Source organism: Pseudomonas sp. CFSAN084952 (assembly GCF_009648855.1).
GTDB classification, from domain to species: domain Bacteria; phylum Pseudomonadota; class Gammaproteobacteria; order Pseudomonadales; family Pseudomonadaceae; genus Aquipseudomonas; species Aquipseudomonas paracarnis.
The window spans coordinates 231,715-250,297 of record NZ_CP045767.1; the positions used below are offsets into that span (position 1 = coordinate 231,715).

Annotated in this window: 18 protein-coding genes; 11 read left to right on the top strand and 7 right to left on the bottom strand. The window is 60.8% G+C overall.

Annotated features, from left to right (window positions below; all coding sequences use genetic code 11):
* Positions 1–120 precede the first annotated feature (120 nt).
* From GH769_RS01085 to GH769_RS01095, 3 genes are all read left to right on the top strand, one after another.
* Complete coding sequence (locus tag GH769_RS01085; RefSeq protein WP_003188529.1) at positions 121–738, top strand: glutathione S-transferase N-terminal domain-containing protein; 618 nt, start codon at positions 121–123, stop codon at positions 736–738.
* A gap of 17 nt (positions 739–755) precedes the next feature.
* Positions 756–1,175 carry a ClpXP protease specificity-enhancing factor gene (locus GH769_RS01090; RefSeq protein WP_014716912.1) on the top strand — a complete coding sequence of 140 codons (420 nt, stop codon included), beginning with the start codon at positions 756–758 and terminating at the stop codon, positions 1,173–1,175.
* Between the two features lie 159 nt (positions 1,176–1,334).
* A complete protein-coding gene (locus GH769_RS01095; protein ID WP_003188534.1) occupies positions 1,335–2,084 on the top strand; it encodes a FadR/GntR family transcriptional regulator in 750 nt (249 codons plus the stop codon).
* 141 nt (positions 2,085–2,225) lie between these two features.
* Here GH769_RS01095 and GH769_RS01100 read toward each other — a convergent pair whose 3' ends face one another.
* A complete protein-coding gene (locus GH769_RS01100; RefSeq protein WP_014716913.1) occupies positions 2,226–3,383 on the bottom strand; it encodes a hypothetical protein in 1,158 nt (385 codons plus the stop codon).
* Positions 3,384–3,616: 233 nt separating this feature from the next.
* On the opposite strand from GH769_RS01100, the gene kdgD reads away from it, so the two are divergent.
* From kdgD to GH769_RS01125, 5 genes are all read left to right on the top strand, one after another.
* Positions 3,617–4,528, top strand: coding sequence for a 5-dehydro-4-deoxyglucarate dehydratase (gene kdgD, locus GH769_RS01105; protein WP_153649472.1), 912 nt, complete (start codon positions 3,617–3,619; stop codon positions 4,526–4,528).
* Between the two features lie 54 nt (positions 4,529–4,582).
* Entirely contained in the window at positions 4,583–6,028 is a 1,446-nt protein-coding gene (locus GH769_RS01110) for an aldehyde dehydrogenase family protein (RefSeq protein WP_014716914.1), read from the top strand.
* 183 nt (positions 6,029–6,211) lie between these two features.
* Positions 6,212–7,576, top strand: coding sequence for an MFS transporter (locus GH769_RS01115; protein WP_014716915.1), 1,365 nt, complete (start codon positions 6,212–6,214; stop codon positions 7,574–7,576).
* A gap of 10 nt (positions 7,577–7,586) precedes the next feature.
* Positions 7,587–9,140, top strand: coding sequence for a galactarate dehydratase (garD, locus tag GH769_RS01120; RefSeq protein WP_032903376.1), 1,554 nt, complete (start codon positions 7,587–7,589; stop codon positions 9,138–9,140).
* Between the two features lie 187 nt (positions 9,141–9,327).
* Entirely contained in the window at positions 9,328–10,269 is a 942-nt protein-coding gene (locus GH769_RS01125) for an AEC family transporter (protein WP_032903375.1), read from the top strand.
* A gap of 124 nt (positions 10,270–10,393) precedes the next feature.
* Here GH769_RS01125 and GH769_RS01130 read toward each other — a convergent pair whose 3' ends face one another.
* The 6 genes from GH769_RS01130 to gatC form a co-directional block, all read right to left on the bottom strand.
* Positions 10,394–10,777 carry a carboxymuconolactone decarboxylase family protein gene (locus GH769_RS01130; RefSeq protein ID WP_014716917.1) on the bottom strand — a complete coding sequence of 128 codons (384 nt, stop codon included), beginning with the start codon at positions 10,775–10,777 and terminating at the stop codon, positions 10,394–10,396.
* Positions 10,774–11,853 carry a calcium/sodium antiporter gene (locus GH769_RS01135; RefSeq protein WP_014716918.1) on the bottom strand — a complete coding sequence of 360 codons (1,080 nt, stop codon included), beginning with the start codon at positions 11,851–11,853 and terminating at the stop codon, positions 10,774–10,776. Before GH769_RS01135 ends, GH769_RS01130 begins: the two co-directional genes overlap by 4 nt.
* Positions 11,854–11,879: 26 nt before the next feature.
* On the bottom strand, positions 11,880–12,251 hold the full coding sequence (locus tag GH769_RS01140; RefSeq protein ID WP_014716919.1) for a septal ring lytic transglycosylase RlpA family protein: 372 nt from the start codon (positions 12,249–12,251) through the stop codon (positions 11,880–11,882).
* 157 nt (positions 12,252–12,408) lie between these two features.
* A complete protein-coding gene (gene gatB, locus GH769_RS01145; protein WP_005784800.1) occupies positions 12,409–13,854 on the bottom strand; it encodes an Asp-tRNA(Asn)/Glu-tRNA(Gln) amidotransferase subunit GatB in 1,446 nt (481 codons plus the stop codon).
* Positions 13,855–13,864: 10 nt separating this feature from the next.
* A complete protein-coding gene (gatA, locus tag GH769_RS01150; protein WP_014716920.1) occupies positions 13,865–15,316 on the bottom strand; it encodes an Asp-tRNA(Asn)/Glu-tRNA(Gln) amidotransferase subunit GatA in 1,452 nt (483 codons plus the stop codon).
* Between the two features lie 16 nt (positions 15,317–15,332).
* Positions 15,333–15,620, bottom strand: coding sequence for an Asp-tRNA(Asn)/Glu-tRNA(Gln) amidotransferase subunit GatC (gene gatC / locus GH769_RS01155; RefSeq protein WP_003188556.1), 288 nt, complete (start codon positions 15,618–15,620; stop codon positions 15,333–15,335).
* 210 nt (positions 15,621–15,830) lie between these two features.
* On the opposite strand from gatC, the gene mreB reads away from it, so the two are divergent.
* From mreB to mreD, 3 genes are all read left to right on the top strand, one after another.
* A complete protein-coding gene (mreB, locus tag GH769_RS01160; RefSeq protein WP_002555108.1) occupies positions 15,831–16,868 on the top strand; it encodes a rod shape-determining protein MreB in 1,038 nt (345 codons plus the stop codon).
* 139 nt (positions 16,869–17,007) lie between these two features.
* Positions 17,008–18,075 carry a rod shape-determining protein MreC gene (gene mreC, locus GH769_RS01165; RefSeq protein ID WP_073451631.1) on the top strand — a complete coding sequence of 356 codons (1,068 nt, stop codon included), beginning with the start codon at positions 17,008–17,010 and terminating at the stop codon, positions 18,073–18,075.
* Positions 18,075–18,563, top strand: a complete 489-nt coding sequence (mreD, locus tag GH769_RS01170; RefSeq protein WP_003188558.1) for a rod shape-determining protein MreD — start codon at positions 18,075–18,077, stop codon at positions 18,561–18,563. The genes mreC and mreD overlap by 1 nt, the downstream gene beginning before the upstream one ends.
* Positions 18,564–18,583: the final 20 nt, after the last annotated feature.

Here is an 18,583-nt window from a genome sequence, read left to right on the forward strand (position 1 = left end):
TGCGCGCCCAGCGGCATCTCTGAACACGTAGCGCCGGTTTGAACCGGTCGTTACAGGGATGCTTTCTGGGCGCGCTCGTTTTTGAGCTTTCGATAATTTCAACAAGCGAGGAGGACCGCCATGGGCGTGACCAACCGGTTGGCCTGTTACTCCGACCCCGCCGACCACTATTCCCACCGAGTACGCATCGTGCTCGCAGAGAAGGGTGTCAGCGCCGAGATCATCAGTGTGGAGGCGGGCCGTCAGCCGCCGAAGCTGATCGAAGTGAACCCTTACGGCAGCTTGCCCACCCTGGTCGATCGTGACCTGGCGTTGTGGGAGTCGACCGTGGTGATGGAATACTTGGATGAGCGTTACCCTCATCCGCCTTTGCTGCCGGTGTACCCGGTGGCGCGTGCCAACAGCCGCCTGCTGATCCATCGGATCCAGCGTGACTGGTGCGGGTTGGTGGATGTGATCCTGGATTCGCGTTCCAAAGAAGCCGCTCGTGTGCAGGCGCGCAAGGAATTGCGCGAGAGCCTCACCGGCGTTTCGCCGTTGTTCGCCGATAAACCTTTTTTCCTCAGTGAGGAACAAAGCTTGGTGGATTGCTGCCTATTACCCATACTCTGGCGCTTGCCGATTCTGGGCATTGAACTGCCACGGCCGGCCAAGCCGTTGCTTGATTACATGGAGCGCCAGTTTGCGCGTGAGGCTTTCCAGGCGAGTCTGTCTGGTGCCGAACGCGATATGCGCTAAGGCTTAAGGAGCCGTTGATGAACTCCAGTCGACCTTACCTGGTCCGCGCGCTCTATGAGTGGATTGTGGACAACGATTGCACCCCGCACATGCTGGTCAATTCCGAATTTCCTGCGGTTCAGGTACCCCAGGGTTTTGCCAGTGACGGGCAAATTGTGCTGAACGTATCGCCCAGTGCCGTGCGCCACCTGCACATGGACAACGAAGCGGTGAGCTTCGAAGGGCGTTTCGGCGGTGTGCCCCATACGCTGTTCGTGCCCATCGGCGCCATCCTCGGGATCTACGCCCGGGAAAATGGCCAGGGCATGGTGTTCGATCTGGAGTCGCCTTTAGAGGATGACGAAACGATCGAAGGCGAAGACGGTGATGATGTACCGCCACCGGATACCGAGCCGCCGCGCCCTAGCGGTCGGCCAAGCTTGAAAGTGGTGAAGTAGGCGGATTTCGCTTACAGACCCATCTGAAAAATGCCCCGACGTCTATCGGGGCATTTTTTTTGCGTGAAGGATATGGATGAAAGTCGCGCCAGAACGGTGATCGTACAACCACCATGGGCTATGATGCGGTCTTTAGTTCGTCGAGAAAGATGGTTCATCATGGAAAACGCCAGCGCCGCCCCACGTCTTCCCCGCAAGCGCCGCAGCCTTGCCCAGGAATTGGTCACGGTGTTGTCCGAGCAGATCCGCGATGGCCAGCTCAAACGCGGCGACAAGTTGCCCACCGAGTCGGCGATCATGGACGCCCATGGCGTCAGCCGGACGGTGGTGCGTGAAGCCATCTCGCGCCTGCAGGCGGCGGGGCAGGTCGAGACTCGCCATGGTATCGGCACCTTCGTGCTGGACACGCCAAGCCCCAGCGGTTTTCGCATAGACCCGGCCACGGTGGTGACCTTGCGTGATGTGCTGGCGATTCTGGAGTTGCGTATCAGCCTGGAAGTGGAGTCTGCGGGCCTCGCGGCGCTGCGTCGCAGCGATGAGCAACTGGCGGCCATGCGTGCGGCCCTCGATGCCTTGAATGAAAGTGCGGCCCACGCCGGCGATGCGGTGGCGTCGGACTTTGCCTTCCACCTGGAAATTGCGCTGTCTACCGGCAACCGCTACTTCACCGACATCATGACCCACCTGGGCACCAGCATCATTCCGCGTACCCGCCTGAATTCGGCGCGCCTGGCCCATGATGACCAACAGCACTACATGAGCCGCTTGAGCCGCGAACACGAAGAAATCTATGAGGCGATTGCCCGCCAGGATTCGGATGCGGCACGGGCGGCGATGCGCTTGCATTTGACCAACAGTCGCGAGCGACTGCGCCATGCCCATGAAGAGGCAGAGGCGCAGCGGGGCTGATCGTTCCCACGCTCTGCGTGGTAACGCCTCTATGGACGCTCCGCGTCCCGATGCGCGTGAATTTCTCAAGCCCTCGCAGGGTGACGCGGAGCGTCATAGGCTGTATTCCCACGCAGAGCGTGGGAACGATCATGCCAGCCGTTAGTTGGCGGGTTGGTTTGGCTTGTAGTCCTTAAGCAACAAGTACGTACTCCATCCCCACCAATCATTGGTCCAGTGCTTGTCGTTCAAATCGTTGACGTCCTTGCGCCGCAGCACCTTGTCCCCCTCCATCTTGAACAGCGGCGAGAAGTTATTCGCCGGGTTCTGCGCGGCGTTCAGGTCGGGCACATACAGCGGTGCCTTGAACTCAGCCGGGGAGGGCGCGATGCCGCTGATGAAGGTTTCGAAGATTTCATCTGCCGAGGCCTGTACCGCCCGTTTGACCTGCACGCGATTGTCGGCGTCAATGCTGTCGAAGTAGCGCTTGTCGCCGTAGGCATGCCACTGAGCGCCCATGGCATTGCGCACCTTGAGCCCGAATTTACTGTCTTCATCGTGCATGAAGCGGCTGATCAGCGAGCCGAGTTCTCCTGGCGTCACCACTGCCGCCAGTTGTTTGCGCGGTACCCGCAGGTGGCCGGCGGAAAACAGATCGGTCAAAAAGTGATCGGCAAAGCTGTTCATGGCGTAAGCCAATTCCAGGGCCTGGTCGGTGCCGGTCTGATGGGCCACCACTGCCTGTTGCAGTGCTGCCGTATGGCCGGCCATGTAGGCCGACAAGGCCCACTCACCGAAGTGGTCGGCGTTGTCGGCTGCCAGTTTCAAGTAGCGGCCCAGTGGCACGAGGGCCGAAACAGCGCTGCCGCCGCCGGTGATGCGGTTCCACTCCTCGGACAACGTATCACCCAGGGCGTCGTAGGCTTCGTGCGGCTGTTTGCCGTCCTTGATCGCCTGGTTGACGGCGTTGATCTCCTTTTGCATCACCGCCAGGATCTTCTGCGCTTCTTGCCGTGAAGCGGGCAACACGGCGAGAGAGTTGAAAGCGGCGGTGAAGCGTTGCACGCGCTCGGACGGGGAGTTGCCATCGCTGATCGGTTGGCCGGGGATGCCATAGAAGTCGCCGCCCAGGGCGATTACTTGACCATAGGTCAGCGCGAGCCCGTTGGGCAGGTGCAGTTCGACTTGGCGCGCAGGGATGGCCGGGGCGTCCTTGCTGAAGCGAAGCAGGGTGTCATCGCCGATGGCGGTGTGTTCACCGCCTTCGAAGCGCAGGGTTGGCGGGTTTTTTTCGGGTGCTGCGAGTTCAAGACCTGACATGTTAGCTCCTTGCTATGTCGTAGGAATCTTCCGTTATAACTGTATACATATACAGTTATATGGATCATAGGTGAGAAATTTCCTACGTCAAGAGCCGCGTCTTAAGCCTTCGCAGGAGTACGCCGGATGAATTGCAGTTGACGAATTTATTTATAGTTGTACGATGACGTACGACATCATCAAAACCAACAACAACCTTTCGTTAGAAGGTCTTCGCCCAGGGTGTTCGAATAATGAATCCACAAGAACTGAAGTCCATCCTCTCCCACGGTCTGCTGTCTTTCCCGGTGACCGATTTCAACGCCCAGGGTGATTTCCACCAGGCGGGTTACATCAAGCGCCTGGAATGGCTGGCCCCTTATGGCGCCAGCGCCTTGTTCGCCGCGGGTGGCACAGGTGAGTTTTTCTCCCTGGCGGCCAGCGAATATTCCCAGGTGGTGAAAACCGCCGTGGATACCTGCGCGTCCAGCGTGCCGATCCTGGCCGGTGTGGGCGGTGCTACCCGCCAAGCCATCGAGTACGCCCAAGAGGCCGAACGCCTCGGCGCCAAAGGGTTGCTGCTGCTGCCGCACTACCTCACCGAAGCCAGCCAGGACGGGGTTGCCGCCCACGTTGAAGCGGTGTGCAAGTCGGTCAAGATCGGCGTGGTGGTGTACAACCGCAATGTCTGCCGCCTGACCTCACCGCTGTTGGAGCGCCTGGCCGAGCGCTGCCCGAACCTGATCGGCTACAAGGATGGCCTGGGCGATATCGAATTGATGGTGTCGATCCGCCGTCGCCTGGGCGACCGTTTCAGCTACCTCGGTGGCTTGCCGACCGCAGAGGTTTACGCCGCAGCCTACAAGGCCCTGGGCGTGCCGGTGTACTCCTCGGCGGTGTTCAACTTCATCCCCAAGACGGCGATGGATTTCTATCACGCCATTGCCCGCGAAGATCACGCCACCGTCGGCAAGATCATCGACGACTTCTTCCTGCCGTACCTGGATATCCGTAATCGCAAGGCCGGTTACGCGGTGAGCATCGTCAAGGCCGGTGCGAAAATCGTCGGTTATGACGCCGGCCCCGTGCGCACGCCACTGACCGACCTGCTGCCGGAAGAGTACGAAGCCCTCGCCGCGCTGATCGACAAGCAAGGCGCGCAATAAATTATCCACAAGGCCGCTGAGCAATCAGCGGCCTTTTGCGTCAGGAGAAGATTCGTGTCCCAAGCAAAGCGTTTTGAGAACTACATCAATGGCCAATGGGTAACCGGCGCCGACTACTGCACCAACATCAACCCCTCGGATGTGTCCGACGCCATTGGCGAATATGCCAAAGCCGACGTGGCCCAAGTCAACGCGGCCATCGACGCTGCCCGCGCCGCGTTCCCGGCGTGGTCCACCTCCGGTATCCAGGCGCGTCACGATGCGCTGGATAAAGTCGGCAGCGAGATTCTCGCCCGTCGTGAAGAACTCGGCACCCTGCTGGCCCGCGAAGAGGGCAAGACCCTCCCCGAAGCCATTGGTGAAGTGACCCGCGCCGGCAATATTTTCAAATTCTTCGCCGGTGAGTGCCTGCGCCTGTCGGGCGATTACGTGCCTTCGGTGCGCCCGGGCGTCAACGTTGAAGTGACCCGCGAAGCCCTCGGTGTGGTGGGCCTGATCACCCCGTGGAATTTCCCGATCGCCATCCCCGCGTGGAAAATCGCTCCGGCCCTGGCCTACGGCAACTGCGTGGTGATCAAGCCTGCCGAACTGGTGCCGGGCTGTGCCTGGGCCTTGGCCGAAATCATCTCCCGCGCCGGCTTCCCTGCCGGTGTGTTCAACCTGGTGATGGGCAGTGGCCGTGTGGTCGGCGACGTGCTGGTCAACAGCCCGAAAGTCGATGGCATCAGTTTCACCGGGTCTGTGGGTGTTGGGCGTCAGATCGCCGTCAGCTGTGTATCGCGCCAGGCCAAGGTGCAGTTGGAAATGGGCGGCAAGAACCCGCAGATCATTCTCGACGATGCCGACCTCAAGCAGGCTGTCGAGCTGTCGGTACAGAGTGCGTTCTACTCCACCGGCCAGCGTTGCACCGCCTCGAGCCGCTTGATTGTCACCGCGGGGATCCACGACCAGTTTGTCGCCGCCATGGCCGAGCGCATGAAGTCGATCAAGGTCGGCCACGCTTTGCATAGTGGTACCGACATTGGCCCGGTGGTGTCCCAGGCCCAGTTGGATCAGGACATGAAATACATCGACATCGGCCAGAGCGAAGGCGCCCGGCTGGTGAGCGGTGGCGGCCTGGTCACCTGCGACACCGAAGGCTATTACCTGGCGCCCACACTGTTTGCCGATAGTGAAGCGGCGATGCGCATCAGCCGTGAAGAGATCTTCGGCCCGGTGGCCAACGTGGTGCGCGTGGCGGACTACGAGGCGGCGCTGGCCATGGCCAATGACACCGAGTTCGGCTTGTCGGCCGGCATCGCCACCACCTCGCTCAAATATGCCAACCACTTCAAGCGCCACTCCCAGGCTGGAATGGTGATGGTCAACCTGCCGACGGCGGGGGTGGACTACCACGTTCCATTTGGTGGCCGTAAGGGCTCATCCTACGGTTCGCGTGAGCAAGGTCGCTATGCGCAAGAGTTCTACACCGTGGTGAAAACCAGCTACATCGGTTCGTAACACGCAGCACCCCGTGGCACCGGCTCCAGGTGGGAGCTGGCTTGCCTGCGATAGCCTCACCTCGGTCTCGCTGACACACCGAGGTGCCTGCATCGCGGGCAAGCCCGGCTCCCACATAGTGCGGTTTCCACGGCAAAAAAAATGATTACCCGCAAAAAAAATAATTAGTGGGAGTACTTCTACATGCAAGCGACCAAGCCGACCCATGTCCGCTATTTGATCCTGCTCATGCTGTTCCTGGTGACCACGATCAACTACGCCGACCGGGCCACCATCGCTATCGCCGGCTCCAGCCTGCAAAAAGACCTCGGCATCGACGCGGTCACCCTCGGTTATATCTTCTCTGCATTCGGTTGGGCCTACGTGGCCGGGCAAATTCCCGGTGGCTGGCTGCTCGACCGTTTCGGCTCGAAAAAAGTCTATGCCCTGAGCATCTTCACCTGGTCGCTGTTCACCGTGCTGCAAGGCTATGTCGGTGAGTTTGGCGTCTCCACTGCGGTGGTCGCGCTGTTCATGCTGCGCTTTATGGTGGGCTTGGCCGAGGCGCCGTCGTTTCCGGGAAATGCCCGTATTGTTGCGGCGTGGTTTCCTACGGCGGAACGCGGCACTGCGTCGGCGATCTTCAACTCGGCCCAGTATTTCGCCACGGTGTTGTTCGCGCCGTTGATGGGCTGGATCGTCTATCGCTTTGGCTGGCAGCACGTGTTTATCGTGATGGGCGTGATCGGCATTGTTTTCTCGCTGATCTGGCTGAAAGTTATCCACAGCCCGCGCCAGCATCCGATGATCAACGAGGCCGAGTTCAATCACATCGCCGCCAATGGCGCGATGGTCGATATGGATCAGGACAAGGGCAAGGGTAAGAAAACCGACGGGCCCAAGTGGGATTACATCCGCCAGCTTCTGACCAACCGCATGATGCTTGGCGTCTACCTGGGCCAGTATTGCATCAACGGTATCACCTACTTCTTCCTGACCTGGTTTCCGGTGTACCTGGTGCAGGAGCGTGGCATGACCATCCTCAAAGCCGGCTTCATTGCCTCGTTACCGGCGATCTGCGGCTTTATCGGCGGGGTGCTCGGCGGGGTGATTTCCGACTACCTGCTGCGCAAAGGCCATTCGCTGACCTTCGCACGCAAGGCGCCGATCATCGGTGGCCTGCTGATTTCCAGCAGCATCGTGGCGTGCAATTACGTGGACATCGAATGGATGGTGGTGGGCTTCATGGCCTTGGCCTTCTTCGGCAAAGGCGTTGGCGCATTGGGTTGGGCGGTGGTGTCCGACACCTCGCCGAAACAAATCGCCGGGCTCAGTGGCGGCTTGTTCAACACCTTCGGTAACCTGGCGTCGATCACCACGCCGATTGTGATTGGCTACATCATCAGCACCACCGGCTCGTTCAAATGGGCGCTGGTGTTCGTCGGCGCCAACGCGCTGGTGGCGGTATTCAGCTACCTGGTGATTGTCGGCCCGATCAAGCGCGTGGTGCTCAAGGAGCCGCCCACCAAAGGCCCGGAGTTGACCAACCTTTCCCAAGCGCATTCCTGAGGTTCGTGTGATGCAGTTGATTGAACATGCCGACTCGCCGCGCTCGATACGTTTGCACGAGCGCGACAATGTGGTGATCGTGGTGAACGATCAAGGGGTACCCGCCGGTACCGAGTTTCCCGACGGCCTCGTCACCGTGGATTTCATCCCGCAGAGCCACAAGGTGACCCTGGAAGACATCCCCGAGGGCGGCCAGATTATTCGCTACGGCCAGACCATCGGTTATGCCCTGGCGCCGATTCCGCGCGGCAGTTGGGTGCAGGAGGACCAGTTGCGCATGCCCACCGCACCGCCGCTGGACAGCTTGCCGCTGTCCACCGAGGTGCCTGAAACCCAGGCGCCCCTGGAGGGGTTTACCTTCGAGGGCTATCGCAATGCAGACGGCACCGTGGGCACGCGCAATATCCTCGGCATTACCACCACCGTGCAATGCGTTACCGGCGTGCTGGACCATGCGGTCAAGCGCATCAAGGACGAGTTGCTGCCCCAGTACCCGCATGTCGATGATGTGGTGGCGCTGACCCACAGCTACGGCTGCGGCGTGGCGATTACGGCGACGGATGCCTATATCCCCATCCGCACCGTGCGCAACCTGGCGCGCAACCCCAACCTGGGCGGCGAGGCCTTGGTGATCAGCCTGGGCTGCGAAAAGCTTCAGGCAGGGCAGGTGATGCACGATAACGACAGCTCCGTGGACCTGAGCGAGCCATGGCTGTATCGCTTGCAGGATTCCAGCCACGGCTTTACTGAAATGATCGAGCAGATCATGGCCCTGGCCGACGTGCGCTTGAAAAAACTCAACCAGCGTCGCCGCGAAACCGTGCCGGCCTCCGAGTTGATCCTGGGCATGCAGTGCGGCGGCAGCGATGCGTTTTCCGGCATCACCGCCAACCCGGCGCTGGGGTATGCCTCGGATCTGTTACTGCGTGCCGGCGCGACGGTGATGTTTTCCGAAGTGACTGAAGTGCGCGATGCGATTTACCTGCTGACCTCACGCGCGAAGAACCCGGACGTTGCCCGCGAGCTGGTCAGGGAAATGGACTGGTACGACCGTTACCTGGCCAAGGGCGAGGCAGACCGCAGCGCCAATACCACGCCGGGTAACAAGAAGGGCGGGCTGTCGAATATTGTCGAAAAGTCGTTGGGCTCCATCGTCAAATCCGGCAGCAGTGCCATCAACGGCGTGCTTGGCCCTGGTGAGCGCTTCAAGGAAAAGGGCCTGATCTTTTGCGCCACACCGGCCAGTGATTTTGTCTGCGGCACCTTGCAACTGGCGGCGGGGATGAACCTGCACGTGTTCACCACCGGGCGCGGCACGCCGTATGGGCTGGCGATGGCGCCGGTGGTGAAGGTCTCCACCCGCACCGAACTGGCCCAGCGTTGGCCGGACCTGATCGATATCGACGCCGGGCGCATTGCCACGGGGCGGGCGAGTATCGAGGAGCTGGGTTGGGAGCTGTTCCACTTCTATCTGGATGTGGCCAGCGGCAAGAAGCAGACCTGGGCAGAGCGGCATAAGCTGCATAACGACATCACGCTGTTCAACCCGGCGCCGATTACCTGAAACCAGGCGCTAACCTGTGGGAGCTGGCTTGCCTGCGATAGCGGTGCATCAATTATGAGTGCATCGGCTGACATATCGCCATCGCAGGCAAGCCAGCTCCCACATTTGAATGGCGTTGCCCACACGAACCCGCTCGGACTGGCTTATCATTAGCCAACTAACGACGCCCACCAAGGTTCTCCCCGGCATGCTGGCAATCTTCCTCACCACCCTCACCATCACCGCGCCGGTGTTTGCCATGCTGTTCCTGGGCGTGTTTCTAAAGCGCATCAACTGGATCAATGACAACTTTATCCACACCGCATCGTCCCTGGTGTTCAACGTCGCCATGCCGGCGCTGCTGTTCCTTGGCATTCTGCATGCCGACCTGCACTCGGCGCTCAAGCCGGGGTTGCTGATCTACTTTTGCGTCGCCACCCTGGTGAGCTTTGCCATGGCCTGGGGCTGGGCAATCTTTCGTTGCAAGCGCGAAGACCGAGGCATCTACGCCCAAGGCGCGTTTCGTGGCAATAACGGGGTCATCGGCCTGGCGCTGGCGGCCAGTATGTACGGCGACTACGGTATATCGCTGGGCGCGATCCTCGCCGCGCTGGTGATCCTCTTTTACAACACGCTGTCGACCATTGTGCTGGCGGTCTATAGCCCAGTGATCAAGTCCGACCCGTGGAGCATCTTCAAAAGTGTATTGGCCAACCCGCTGATTATCAGCGTGATCGTCGCCACGCCGTTCGCGTACTTCCAGATCGGCGTGCCCGGCTGGCTTGAGAAATCCTTGCAGTACCTGTCCGATACCACGTTGCCGCTGGCGTTGATTTGCATCGGTGGCACCTTGTCCATGGCCGCGCTGCGCAAGAGCGGCAACATGGCATTGAGCGCGAGCCTGATGAAGATGATCTGGCTACCAGTGATCGCCACGTTGGGCGCTTGGTTGCTGGGGTTCCGAGGGCCGGAGTTGGGGATTCTGTTTCTGTATTTCGGCGCGCCGACCGCCGCCGCAAGCTTTGTGATGGCTCGGGCGGCGCAGGGTAATCATGAGCTGGCGGCCGCGATTATCGTGATCACCACGTTGATGGCGGCGGTGACCACGAATATCGGGATTTTTGTGTTGCAGGTGGGTGGTTGGATCTGAAATAGGCGGGCAGCTTGAGGCCCCATCGCAGCGATGCGGCGACCCGACAAGCCAGCTCCCACATGTGGATGTGTGAATACACTCAAGTGTGGGAGCTGGCTTGCCTGCGATAACTATCTGGCAGTCACTGCTGATCCGCCTGATACGCCTCAATCACTTCCTGCGCCGCCCGAAACGCATCAATCGCCGCCGGCACCCCGGCATACACCGCGCAATGCAGCAGCGCTTCGCGGATCTCCTCCACCGTACAGCCATTATTCAGTGCACCGCGCACATGGCCCTTGAGTTCCTGCGGGCACTTGAGGGCGGTGAGGGCGGCGAGGGTGATCAGGCTGCGGGTCTTGAGCGGCAAACCCTCGCGGTTCCAGACGCTGCCCCACGCGTGCTCGTTGACGAAGTCCTGCAGCGGTTGGGTGAACGCCGTGGCATTGCCCAGGGCGCGGTCGACGAACGCATCGCCCATGACCTGGCGACGTACTTCAACCCCGGGTTTTTTCTGATCGGTCATTGCGATTCCCTCTTGTGTTGGCGGTGCCAGGCGCGCAGTGAGGTGAACAACAGCAAAACCACTAACGCTGGCAGGACGTAATACAGCATCAATTGTTCAAGCTTGTTGGCCAGCGGCATGCCCGTGGTGAAGGCCATGACATGCAGCCCGTACGCCAGGTACAGCCCCAGCAGCACCAGCCCTTCGATACGTGTTACCCGATAGCCGGTATAGAACACCGGCAGGCACAGGATGATGGCGCCGAGCATCACCGGTAAATCGAAGTCCAGGGCGTTGGGTGATACCGAAAGCGGTGTCGGCGCCACCAGTGCGGTAAAACCCAGCACGCCGAGCAGGTTGAACAGGTTGCTGCCGATCACGTTGCCTACGGCAATCTCCCGTTCGCCACGCAACGCGGCGATCAGCGACGTGGCAAGGCACGGCAGCGAGGTGCCGACGCCGATCAACGTGAGGCCGATGACGCGCTCCGACAATCCGAGATCGCCCGCCACCTCCACCGCTGCGCCGAGCAACAAATGCCCGGCGAGCACCAGCACCAGCAAACCGCCGAGCATCAGCAGCACACTGCTCAGCCATGGCGCCTTCGCCACGGTGTCCAGAGTGCGCGGGCGGCGGGAATGACGTGTCTGGTAGTGCAATACGCCTAGGTAGGCCACCAGCGCCACCAGCAGCACGGCGCCATCGAAGGGCGTCAGCATTTCATTGGCGGCGAGGATAAACACCAGCAGGCCGGCGACGATCATCACCGGGATATCCACGCGCACCAGCTGCCGCGAGACCCGCAGCGGAATGATCAGTGCGGACAAACCCAGGGTCACAAGGATATTGAAGATGCTGCTGCCGATGACGCTGCCTACGGCAATGTCCGTGTTGCCGGCCAGCGTGGCCTGAAGACTGACGGTCATCTGTGGCGCACTGCTGCCGAAGGCGACGATGCTCAAGCCGATGATCAGTGGCCGCACCTTGAGGCTCGCCGCCAGGCGTACCGCGGCGCGTACCAGGATTTCAGCGCCGATGATCAGCAAGATCAGGCCGCCCACCAGTTCGAGCAGGCTCCAGGGTGAGAGGGCGTTCAATCCGAAAATGCTCAAGGCTGCCTCGATCAGTTGTTCAGGGCTTGCACGCGTACCCGTGCGGTACCGCTGCGCAGCATGCGCAACTGCTCGGCAGCCTTGCGTGAAAGGTCGATCAGGCGCCCACGGGTATGCGGGCCGCGATCAGTGATACGCACCACGACAGAACGGTTGTTGTCGAGGTTGGTCACCTTGACCTGGGTGCCGAAGGGCAGGCGCCGATGGGCGGCGGTCAAGGCGTTCTGGTTGAAAGGTTCACCGCTGGCGGTTTTCTTGCCATGGTGCTTGGCGCCGTAATAAGACGCGGTGCCGGTTTCGTCGTAGCCGTTGGGGTCGATGAGGCCGCTGGCGCAACCGGCCAGCAGGGAGGACAGGGCCAGGAGGCCGAGTAGACGCTTCATTGTCAGGAAGTCCCAGATGTAAATGTGGGAGCTGGCTTGCCTGCGATAGCATCGGCTCGGTGTAACTGAAACACCGAGGTGCCTGAGTCGCAGGCAAGCCAGCTCCCACAAAAGGTCGGGGTGTAGGTGAAACTCCACTCCGACCATTTCACTGCAATCAGCCTTCGAGCTTGCTTTTGAGCAGTTCGTTCACCTGTTGCGGGTTGGCTTTGCCCTTGGAGGCTTTCATCGCCTGGCCGACAAAGAAGCCGAACATCTTGCCGCGCTTGGCTTCGTCTGCCGCACGGTATTGCTCGACCTGCTCGGCATTGGCCGCGAGCATCTCATCGAGCACGGCCGAGATGGCGCCGCTGTCGGTGACTTGCTTGAGGCCACGCTTCTCGATGATCTCGTCGGCATTGCCTTCACCGGCAGCCATCGCTTCGAACACGGTCTTGGCAATTTTGCCGGAGATGGTGTTGTCCTTGATGCGCAGCAGCATGCCACCCAGTTGTTCGGCGGTGACCGGCGCTTCGTCGATTTCCAGGCCTTGTTTGTTCAACAGGCTGCCCAGCTCGACCATCACCCAGTTGGCCGCCAGCTTGGCGTCGCCGGCAATGCTCACGACTTTTTCGAAGTAGTTGGCTTGTTCACGGCTGGAGGCCAGGACGCTGGCATCGTAGACCGACAGGCCGAACTGCTCCTGGAAGCGCTCGCGTTTTTGCTGCGGCAGTTCCGGCAGGGTGGCGCGGATGTCATTGAGGAAGGAATCCTCCAGCACCACCGGCAACAGGTCCGGGTCGGGGAAGTAACGGTAGTCGTTGGCTTCCTCTTTGCTGCGCATGGCGCGGGTTTCGTCTTTGTTCGGATCGTACAGGCGCGTTTGCTGGATCACCTTGCCGCCGTCTTCGATCAGCTCGATCTGGCGACGTACTTCGCTGTTGATCGCCTTCTCGATGAAGCGGAACGAGTTGACGTTCTTGATCTCGCAGCGGGTGCCGAACTCGACCTGGCCCTTTGGGCGGATCGACACGTTGCAGTCGCAACGCAGCGAGCCTTCGGCCATGTTGCCGTCGCAGATGCCCAGGTAGCGCACCAGCGCGTGGATGGTCTTGACGTAGGCCACGGCTTCCTTGGCGCTGCGCATGTCCGGCTCGGACACGATCTCCAGCAGCGGCGTGCCAGCACGGTTCAGGTCGATACCGGTAGCGCCCGGGAATTCTTCGTGCAGGCTTTTGCCGGCGTCTTCTTCCAGGTGCGCACGGGTGACGCCGACGCGCTTGATGGTGCCGTCTTCCAGGGGAATGTCCAGGTGGCCCTTGCCGACAATCGGCAGTTCCATCTGGCTGATCTGGTAGCCCTTGGGCAGGTCCGGGTAGAAGTAGTTCTTGCGCGCAAACACGTTGTGCTGGCCGATCTCGGCGTCAATCGCCAAGCCGAACATCACGGCCATGCGCACCGCTTCCTGGTTCAGCACCGGCAGCACGCCGGGCATGCCCAAGTCGACCAGGCTGGCCTGGGTATTGGGTTCGGAGCCGAACGTGGTGGCGCTACCGGAGAAAATCTTCGATTGGGTGGCGAGCTGGGTATGAATCTCCAGCCCGATCACAACTTCCCATTGCATAGTGTTCTCCTCAGAAGCCGGTAGGGGTGCGGGTGTGCCAGTCGGTATTCAACTGGTACTGGTGCGCCACATTGAGCAGGCGGCCTTCCTGGAAATACGGGGCGAGCAATTGCACGCCCACCGGCAGGCCATCGACGAAACCTGCGGGCATGGACAAGCCCGGCAAGCCCGCGAGGTTGGCGGTGATGGTGTAGAGGTCTTCCAGGTACTCGGCGATCGGGTCGCCGGTCTTGGCGCCGATCTTCCACGCCAGGTTTGGCGCGGTCGGGCCGAGGATCACATCGACTTCTTCAAAGGCGGCCATGAAGTCGTTCTTGATCAGGCGACGGATTTTTTGCGCCTTGAGGTAGTACGCGTCGTAGTAGCCGGCGGACAGGGCATAAGCACCGACCATGATCCGGCGCTGCACTTCACTGCCGAAGCCTTCGCCGCGGGAGCGTTTGTACAGGTCGGTGAGGTCTTTCGGGTTCTCGCAGCGATAGCCGAAGCGCACGCCGTCGAAACGCGACAGATTGGAAGAGGCCTCTGCTGGCGCGATCACGTAGTAGGCGGGAATCGCGTGCTGGTTGTTCGGCAGGCTGATTTCCTTGATCACGGCGCCAAGCTTTTCGAGCTCTTTGATGCTGTTTTGCACCAGTTCGGCGATACGCGGGTCGAGGCCAGCGCTGAAGTATTCCTTCGGCACGCCGATGCGCAGGCCCTTGATCGAGGTGTTCAGGCTGGCGCTGTAGTCCGGCACTGGCTCGTCGATGCTGGTGGAGTCCTGTTTATCGAAGCCTGCCATGCCTTGTAACAATATTGCGCAGTCTTCAGCCGTGCGTGCCAGAGGGCCGCCCTGATCGAGACTTGAGGCGTAGGCGATCATGCCCCAGCGGGAAACGCGACCGTAGGTCGGCTTCAGGCCGGTGAGGTTGGTGAAGGCGGCTGGCTGGCGGATCGAACCGCCGGTATCGGTGGCGGTAGCGGCCGGCAGGAAGCGCGCGGCCACGGCCGCCGCCGAACCACCGGACGAACCACCCGGGACGTGTTCCAGGTTCCACGGGTTTTTCACCGCGCCGTAGTAGCTGGACTCGTTGGCCGAACCCATGGCGAATTCGTCCATGTTGGTCTTGCCAAGGGTCACGGCGCCGGCGGCGGCCAGCTTGGCGACCACAGTGGCGTCGTAGGGCGCCTTGAAGTTGTCGAGCATCTTCGAGCCGCAGCTGGTGCGAATGCCCTGGGTGCAGAACAGGTCCTTGTGGGCGATCGGTGCGCCGAGCAGCGCACCATTCTCACCGTTGGCGCGACGGGCGTCGGCGGCCTTGGCCTGGCTCAGGGCCAGCTCCTCGGTGAGGCTGATGAAGCTGTTGACCTTCGGATCGAGCGCGGCGATACGCGCCAGCAAGGTCTGGGTCAGCTCTTCGGAAGAAAACGATTTGTCGGCGAGACCGCGGGCGATCTCGGCCAGAGTCATGTGATGCATGAAAGGCTCTTTCCCTTTAGTCGATGACTTTCGGAACCAGGTACAGGCCGTTTTCGACCGCTGGCGCGATGGACTGGTAGGCCTCGCGATTATTGCGTTCGGTCACGACGTCTGCGCGCAGGCGCTGGCTGGCTTCCAGTGGGTGAGCCAGGGGCTCGATGCCGTCGGTATTCACGGCCTGCATTTGGTCGACCAGCCCGAGAATGCTGTTCAGGGCTGCGGTGGTCTGTGGAAGATCGGCATCATTAAGGCCAAGCGAGGCCAAATGTGCGATTTTTTCCACGTCGGAGCGTTCAAGCGCCATGGGATTCTCCAGTGGAAAACAGAACGGAGGGCGTCCGTGTGTTAGATTGTCGGAACACTACCGCATTTCTACGGTCATAAGGCCGCGATTGTGGGGGTTGGTGCACAGAAAGTCGGCCAATTTAGCACATTGGCGCCTTGCCCAAAATCCCTGTCGTTGTTAGAGTTTGCCGCACTTTTTTACCCACGCGTTGCCTAGGGTCCTTTCCCCATGTTCAAGAAACTGCGTGGCATGTTTTCCAGCGATCTCTCCATTGACCTGGGCACTGCCAACACCCTTATTTACGTGCGCGAGCGCGGAATCGTTCTGAATGAGCCATCGGTTGTGGCCATTCGGACCCATGGTAATCAGAAAAGTGTCGTTGCCGTTGGCACCGAGGCCAAGCGCATGCTCGGCCGTACACCAGGCAATATTGCTGCCATTCGTCCGATGAAGGATGGCGTGATCGCCGATTTCAGCGTCTGCGAAAAGATGCTGCAGTACTTCATCAACAAAGTTCACGAAAACAGTTTCCTGCAGCCCAGCCCTCGCGTGCTGATCTGCGTTCCGTGCAAGTCCACCCAGGTGGAGCGTCGTGCCATCCGTGAATCGGCCCTTGGCGCCGGTGCCCGTGAAGTATTCCTGATCGAAGAGCCGATGGCGGCTGCGATCGGTGCCGGCCTGCCGGTGGAAGAAGCGCGCGGTTCGATGGTGGTGGATATCGGTGGTGGTACTACCGAAATCGCCCTGATTTCCCTGAACGGTGTGGTGTATGCCGAATCCGTGCGCGTGGGCGGCGACCGCTTCGACGAAGCGATCATCACTTATGTGCGTCGTAACTACGGCAGCCTGATCGGCGAATCCACCGCCGAGCGCATCAAGCAGGAAATCGGCACCGCTTACCCAGGCGGCGAAGTGCGCGAAGTCGATGTGCGCGGTCGCAACCTGGCCGAAGGCGTTCCACGTGCCTTCACCCTGAACTCCAATGAAGTGCTGGAGGCTCTGCAAGAGTCCCTGGCCACCATCGTTCAGGCGGTGAAAAGTGCCCTGGAGCAATCGCCGCCGGAGCTGGCTTCCGATATCGCCGAGCGTGGCCTGGTACTGACCGGTGGTGGCGCCTTGTTGCGCGACCTCGACAAGTTGCTGGCCCAGGAAACCGGCCTGCCGGTGATCGTCGCCGAAGACCCGTTGACCTGCGTTGCCCGTGGCGGTGGTCGTGCGCTGGAAATGATGGATAAACACACCATGGACCTGCTCTCCAGCGAATAAGATTGCCTGGATGGTTCATGCTTCGTCGGCAGGCAGCACTTTGCAGTGCTGCCTGTTGGCGTTTATCTTCTTCAATCTGCATCCAGGCCGGTTTGATGCCGTATGAATAAAGAGAACATTTGCCTGGGAGGAGCGGCTTATTAAACCGCTTTTCGCCAAAGGCCCCTCATTGGGTGTGCGCTTATTGGTGCTGACCGTGCTTTCGGTCGCGCTGATGGTGGTCGATGCCCGCTTTGCACTGCTCAAGCCGGTGCGCAGCCAGATGTCGCTGGTGTTGATGCAGACCTACTGGATCACCGACCTGCCGCAACGTCTCTTCCAGGGCGTGTCCAGCCAATTTGGCAGCCGCACCGAACTGGTCGCCGAGAACGAAAAACTCAAGACTGAAAACCTGCTGTTGCAGGGGCGCATGCAAAAGCTGGCGGCCCTCACCGAGCAGAACGTTCGGCTGCGCGAGTTGCTCAATTCTTCCGCACTGGTCAACGAAAAGGTCGAGGTGGCCGAACTGATCGGCATGGACCCCAACCCCTTTACCCACCGCATCATCATCAACAAGGGTGAGCGCGACGGTGTGGTGCTTGGTCAGCCGGTGCTCGACGCCCGTGGCCTGATGGGCCAGGTGGTGGAGTTGATGCCCTACACCTCGCGGGTGCTGTTGCTGACGGACACGACCCATAGCATTCCGGTACAGGTCAACCGTAACGGTTTGCGCGCGATTGCCAGCGGCACCGGTAACCCGGAACGCCTGGAACTGCGCCATGTGGCCGACACCGCTGACATCAAGGAAGGCGACCTGTTGGTCAGCTCTGGCCTGGGCCAGCGCTTCCCGGCGGGTTATCCGGTGGCGACGGTCAAAGAGGTGATCCACGATTCCGGCCAGCCGTTCGCTATCGTTCGGGCGGTACCGACTGCCGCGCTGAACCGCAGCCGTTACCTGCTGCTGGTGTTCAGCGACAACCGCACCCCGGAAGAGCGCGCTAACGACGCTGCCCAGGCCCAGGAAGCGGAGGACCAGCAGAATGGCACCGCGCCTATCGTGCCGGCCACGGTGCCAAAACCTGCTTTTGTTGGTCCGCCTGCACCCGCGCCAGCCACGTCACCTGCACCGGCAGCACCTGTGGCAACGCCGGCCAAACCTGCCGCGCATAACGCGCGCCCAGCTAAACCGACCGCCGCTCCGGCCACCACACCGCAGAGGGGGGACTAATGGCGGGTACTCATTCACGCAATGGCTGGATCGTCTGGCTGACCTTCGCCATCGGCTTGCTGCTCAGCGTTTCGCCGCTGCCGCAGTTCATGGAAATCCTGCGCCCGCTCTGGCTGGCCTTGTTGCTGGCGTTCTGGTCATTGAACCTGCCGCACAAGGTGGGCATGGTCACGGCCATGTGCCTGGGGTTGGCCGAAGATGTGCTGTATGGCACCTTGCTGGGCCAGAACGCGTTGATCCTGACACTGATTACCTTCCTGGTGCTGTCGTTGCAACAGCGCCTGCGCATGTTCCCGATGTGGCAGCAGTGCCTGGTGATCCTGGTGATCTTCGGCCTGGCGCAGTTGGTGCAACTGTGGCTGAGCGCCTTGACCGGCAACCGTCAGCCTACGCTGGCGTTGGTCTTGCCGGCGCTGGTCAGTGCATTGTTGTGGCCCTGGATCAGTTTTGGCCTGCGCGGGCTGCGTCGGCGCTATAAAATCAATTGAATGGTTGCGAGGCTCTGCCT

What these genes read in the sequence shown, in the direction of transcription:
- mreB (WP_002555108.1), top strand. Translation starts at nt 15,831, where the DNA reads ATGTTCAAGAAACTGCGTGGCATGTTTTCCAGCGATCTCTCCATTGAC.
- GH769_RS01090 (WP_014716912.1), top strand. Translation starts at nt 756, where the DNA reads ATGAACTCCAGTCGACCTTACCTGGTCCGCGCGCTCTATGAGTGGATT.
- GH769_RS01140 (WP_014716919.1), bottom strand. Translation starts at nt 12,251, where the DNA reads ATGAAGCGTCTACTCGGCCTCCTGGCCCTGTCCTCCCTGCTGGCCGGT.
- GH769_RS01125 (WP_032903375.1), top strand. Translation starts at nt 9,328, where the DNA reads ATGCTGGCAATCTTCCTCACCACCCTCACCATCACCGCGCCGGTGTTT.
- kdgD (WP_153649472.1), top strand. Translation starts at nt 3,617, where the DNA reads ATGAATCCACAAGAACTGAAGTCCATCCTCTCCCACGGTCTGCTGTCT.
- garD (WP_032903376.1), top strand. Translation starts at nt 7,587, where the DNA reads ATGCAGTTGATTGAACATGCCGACTCGCCGCGCTCGATACGTTTGCAC.
- GH769_RS01130 (WP_014716917.1), bottom strand. Translation starts at nt 10,777, where the DNA reads ATGACCGATCAGAAAAAACCCGGGGTTGAAGTACGTCGCCAGGTCATG.
- GH769_RS01115 (WP_014716915.1), top strand. Translation starts at nt 6,212, where the DNA reads ATGCAAGCGACCAAGCCGACCCATGTCCGCTATTTGATCCTGCTCATG.
- gatB (WP_005784800.1), bottom strand. Translation starts at nt 13,854, where the DNA reads ATGCAATGGGAAGTTGTGATCGGGCTGGAGATTCATACCCAGCTCGCC.
- gatC (WP_003188556.1), bottom strand. Translation starts at nt 15,620, where the DNA reads ATGGCGCTTGAACGCTCCGACGTGGAAAAAATCGCACATTTGGCCTCG.
- GH769_RS01095 (WP_003188534.1), top strand. Translation starts at nt 1,335, where the DNA reads ATGGAAAACGCCAGCGCCGCCCCACGTCTTCCCCGCAAGCGCCGCAGC.
- mreD (WP_003188558.1), top strand. Translation starts at nt 18,075, where the DNA reads ATGGCGGGTACTCATTCACGCAATGGCTGGATCGTCTGGCTGACCTTC.
- gatA (WP_014716920.1), bottom strand. Translation starts at nt 15,316, where the DNA reads ATGCATCACATGACTCTGGCCGAGATCGCCCGCGGTCTCGCCGACAAA.
- GH769_RS01085 (WP_003188529.1), top strand. Translation starts at nt 121, where the DNA reads ATGGGCGTGACCAACCGGTTGGCCTGTTACTCCGACCCCGCCGACCAC.
- GH769_RS01100 (WP_014716913.1), bottom strand. Translation starts at nt 3,383, where the DNA reads ATGTCAGGTCTTGAACTCGCAGCACCCGAAAAAAACCCGCCAACCCTG.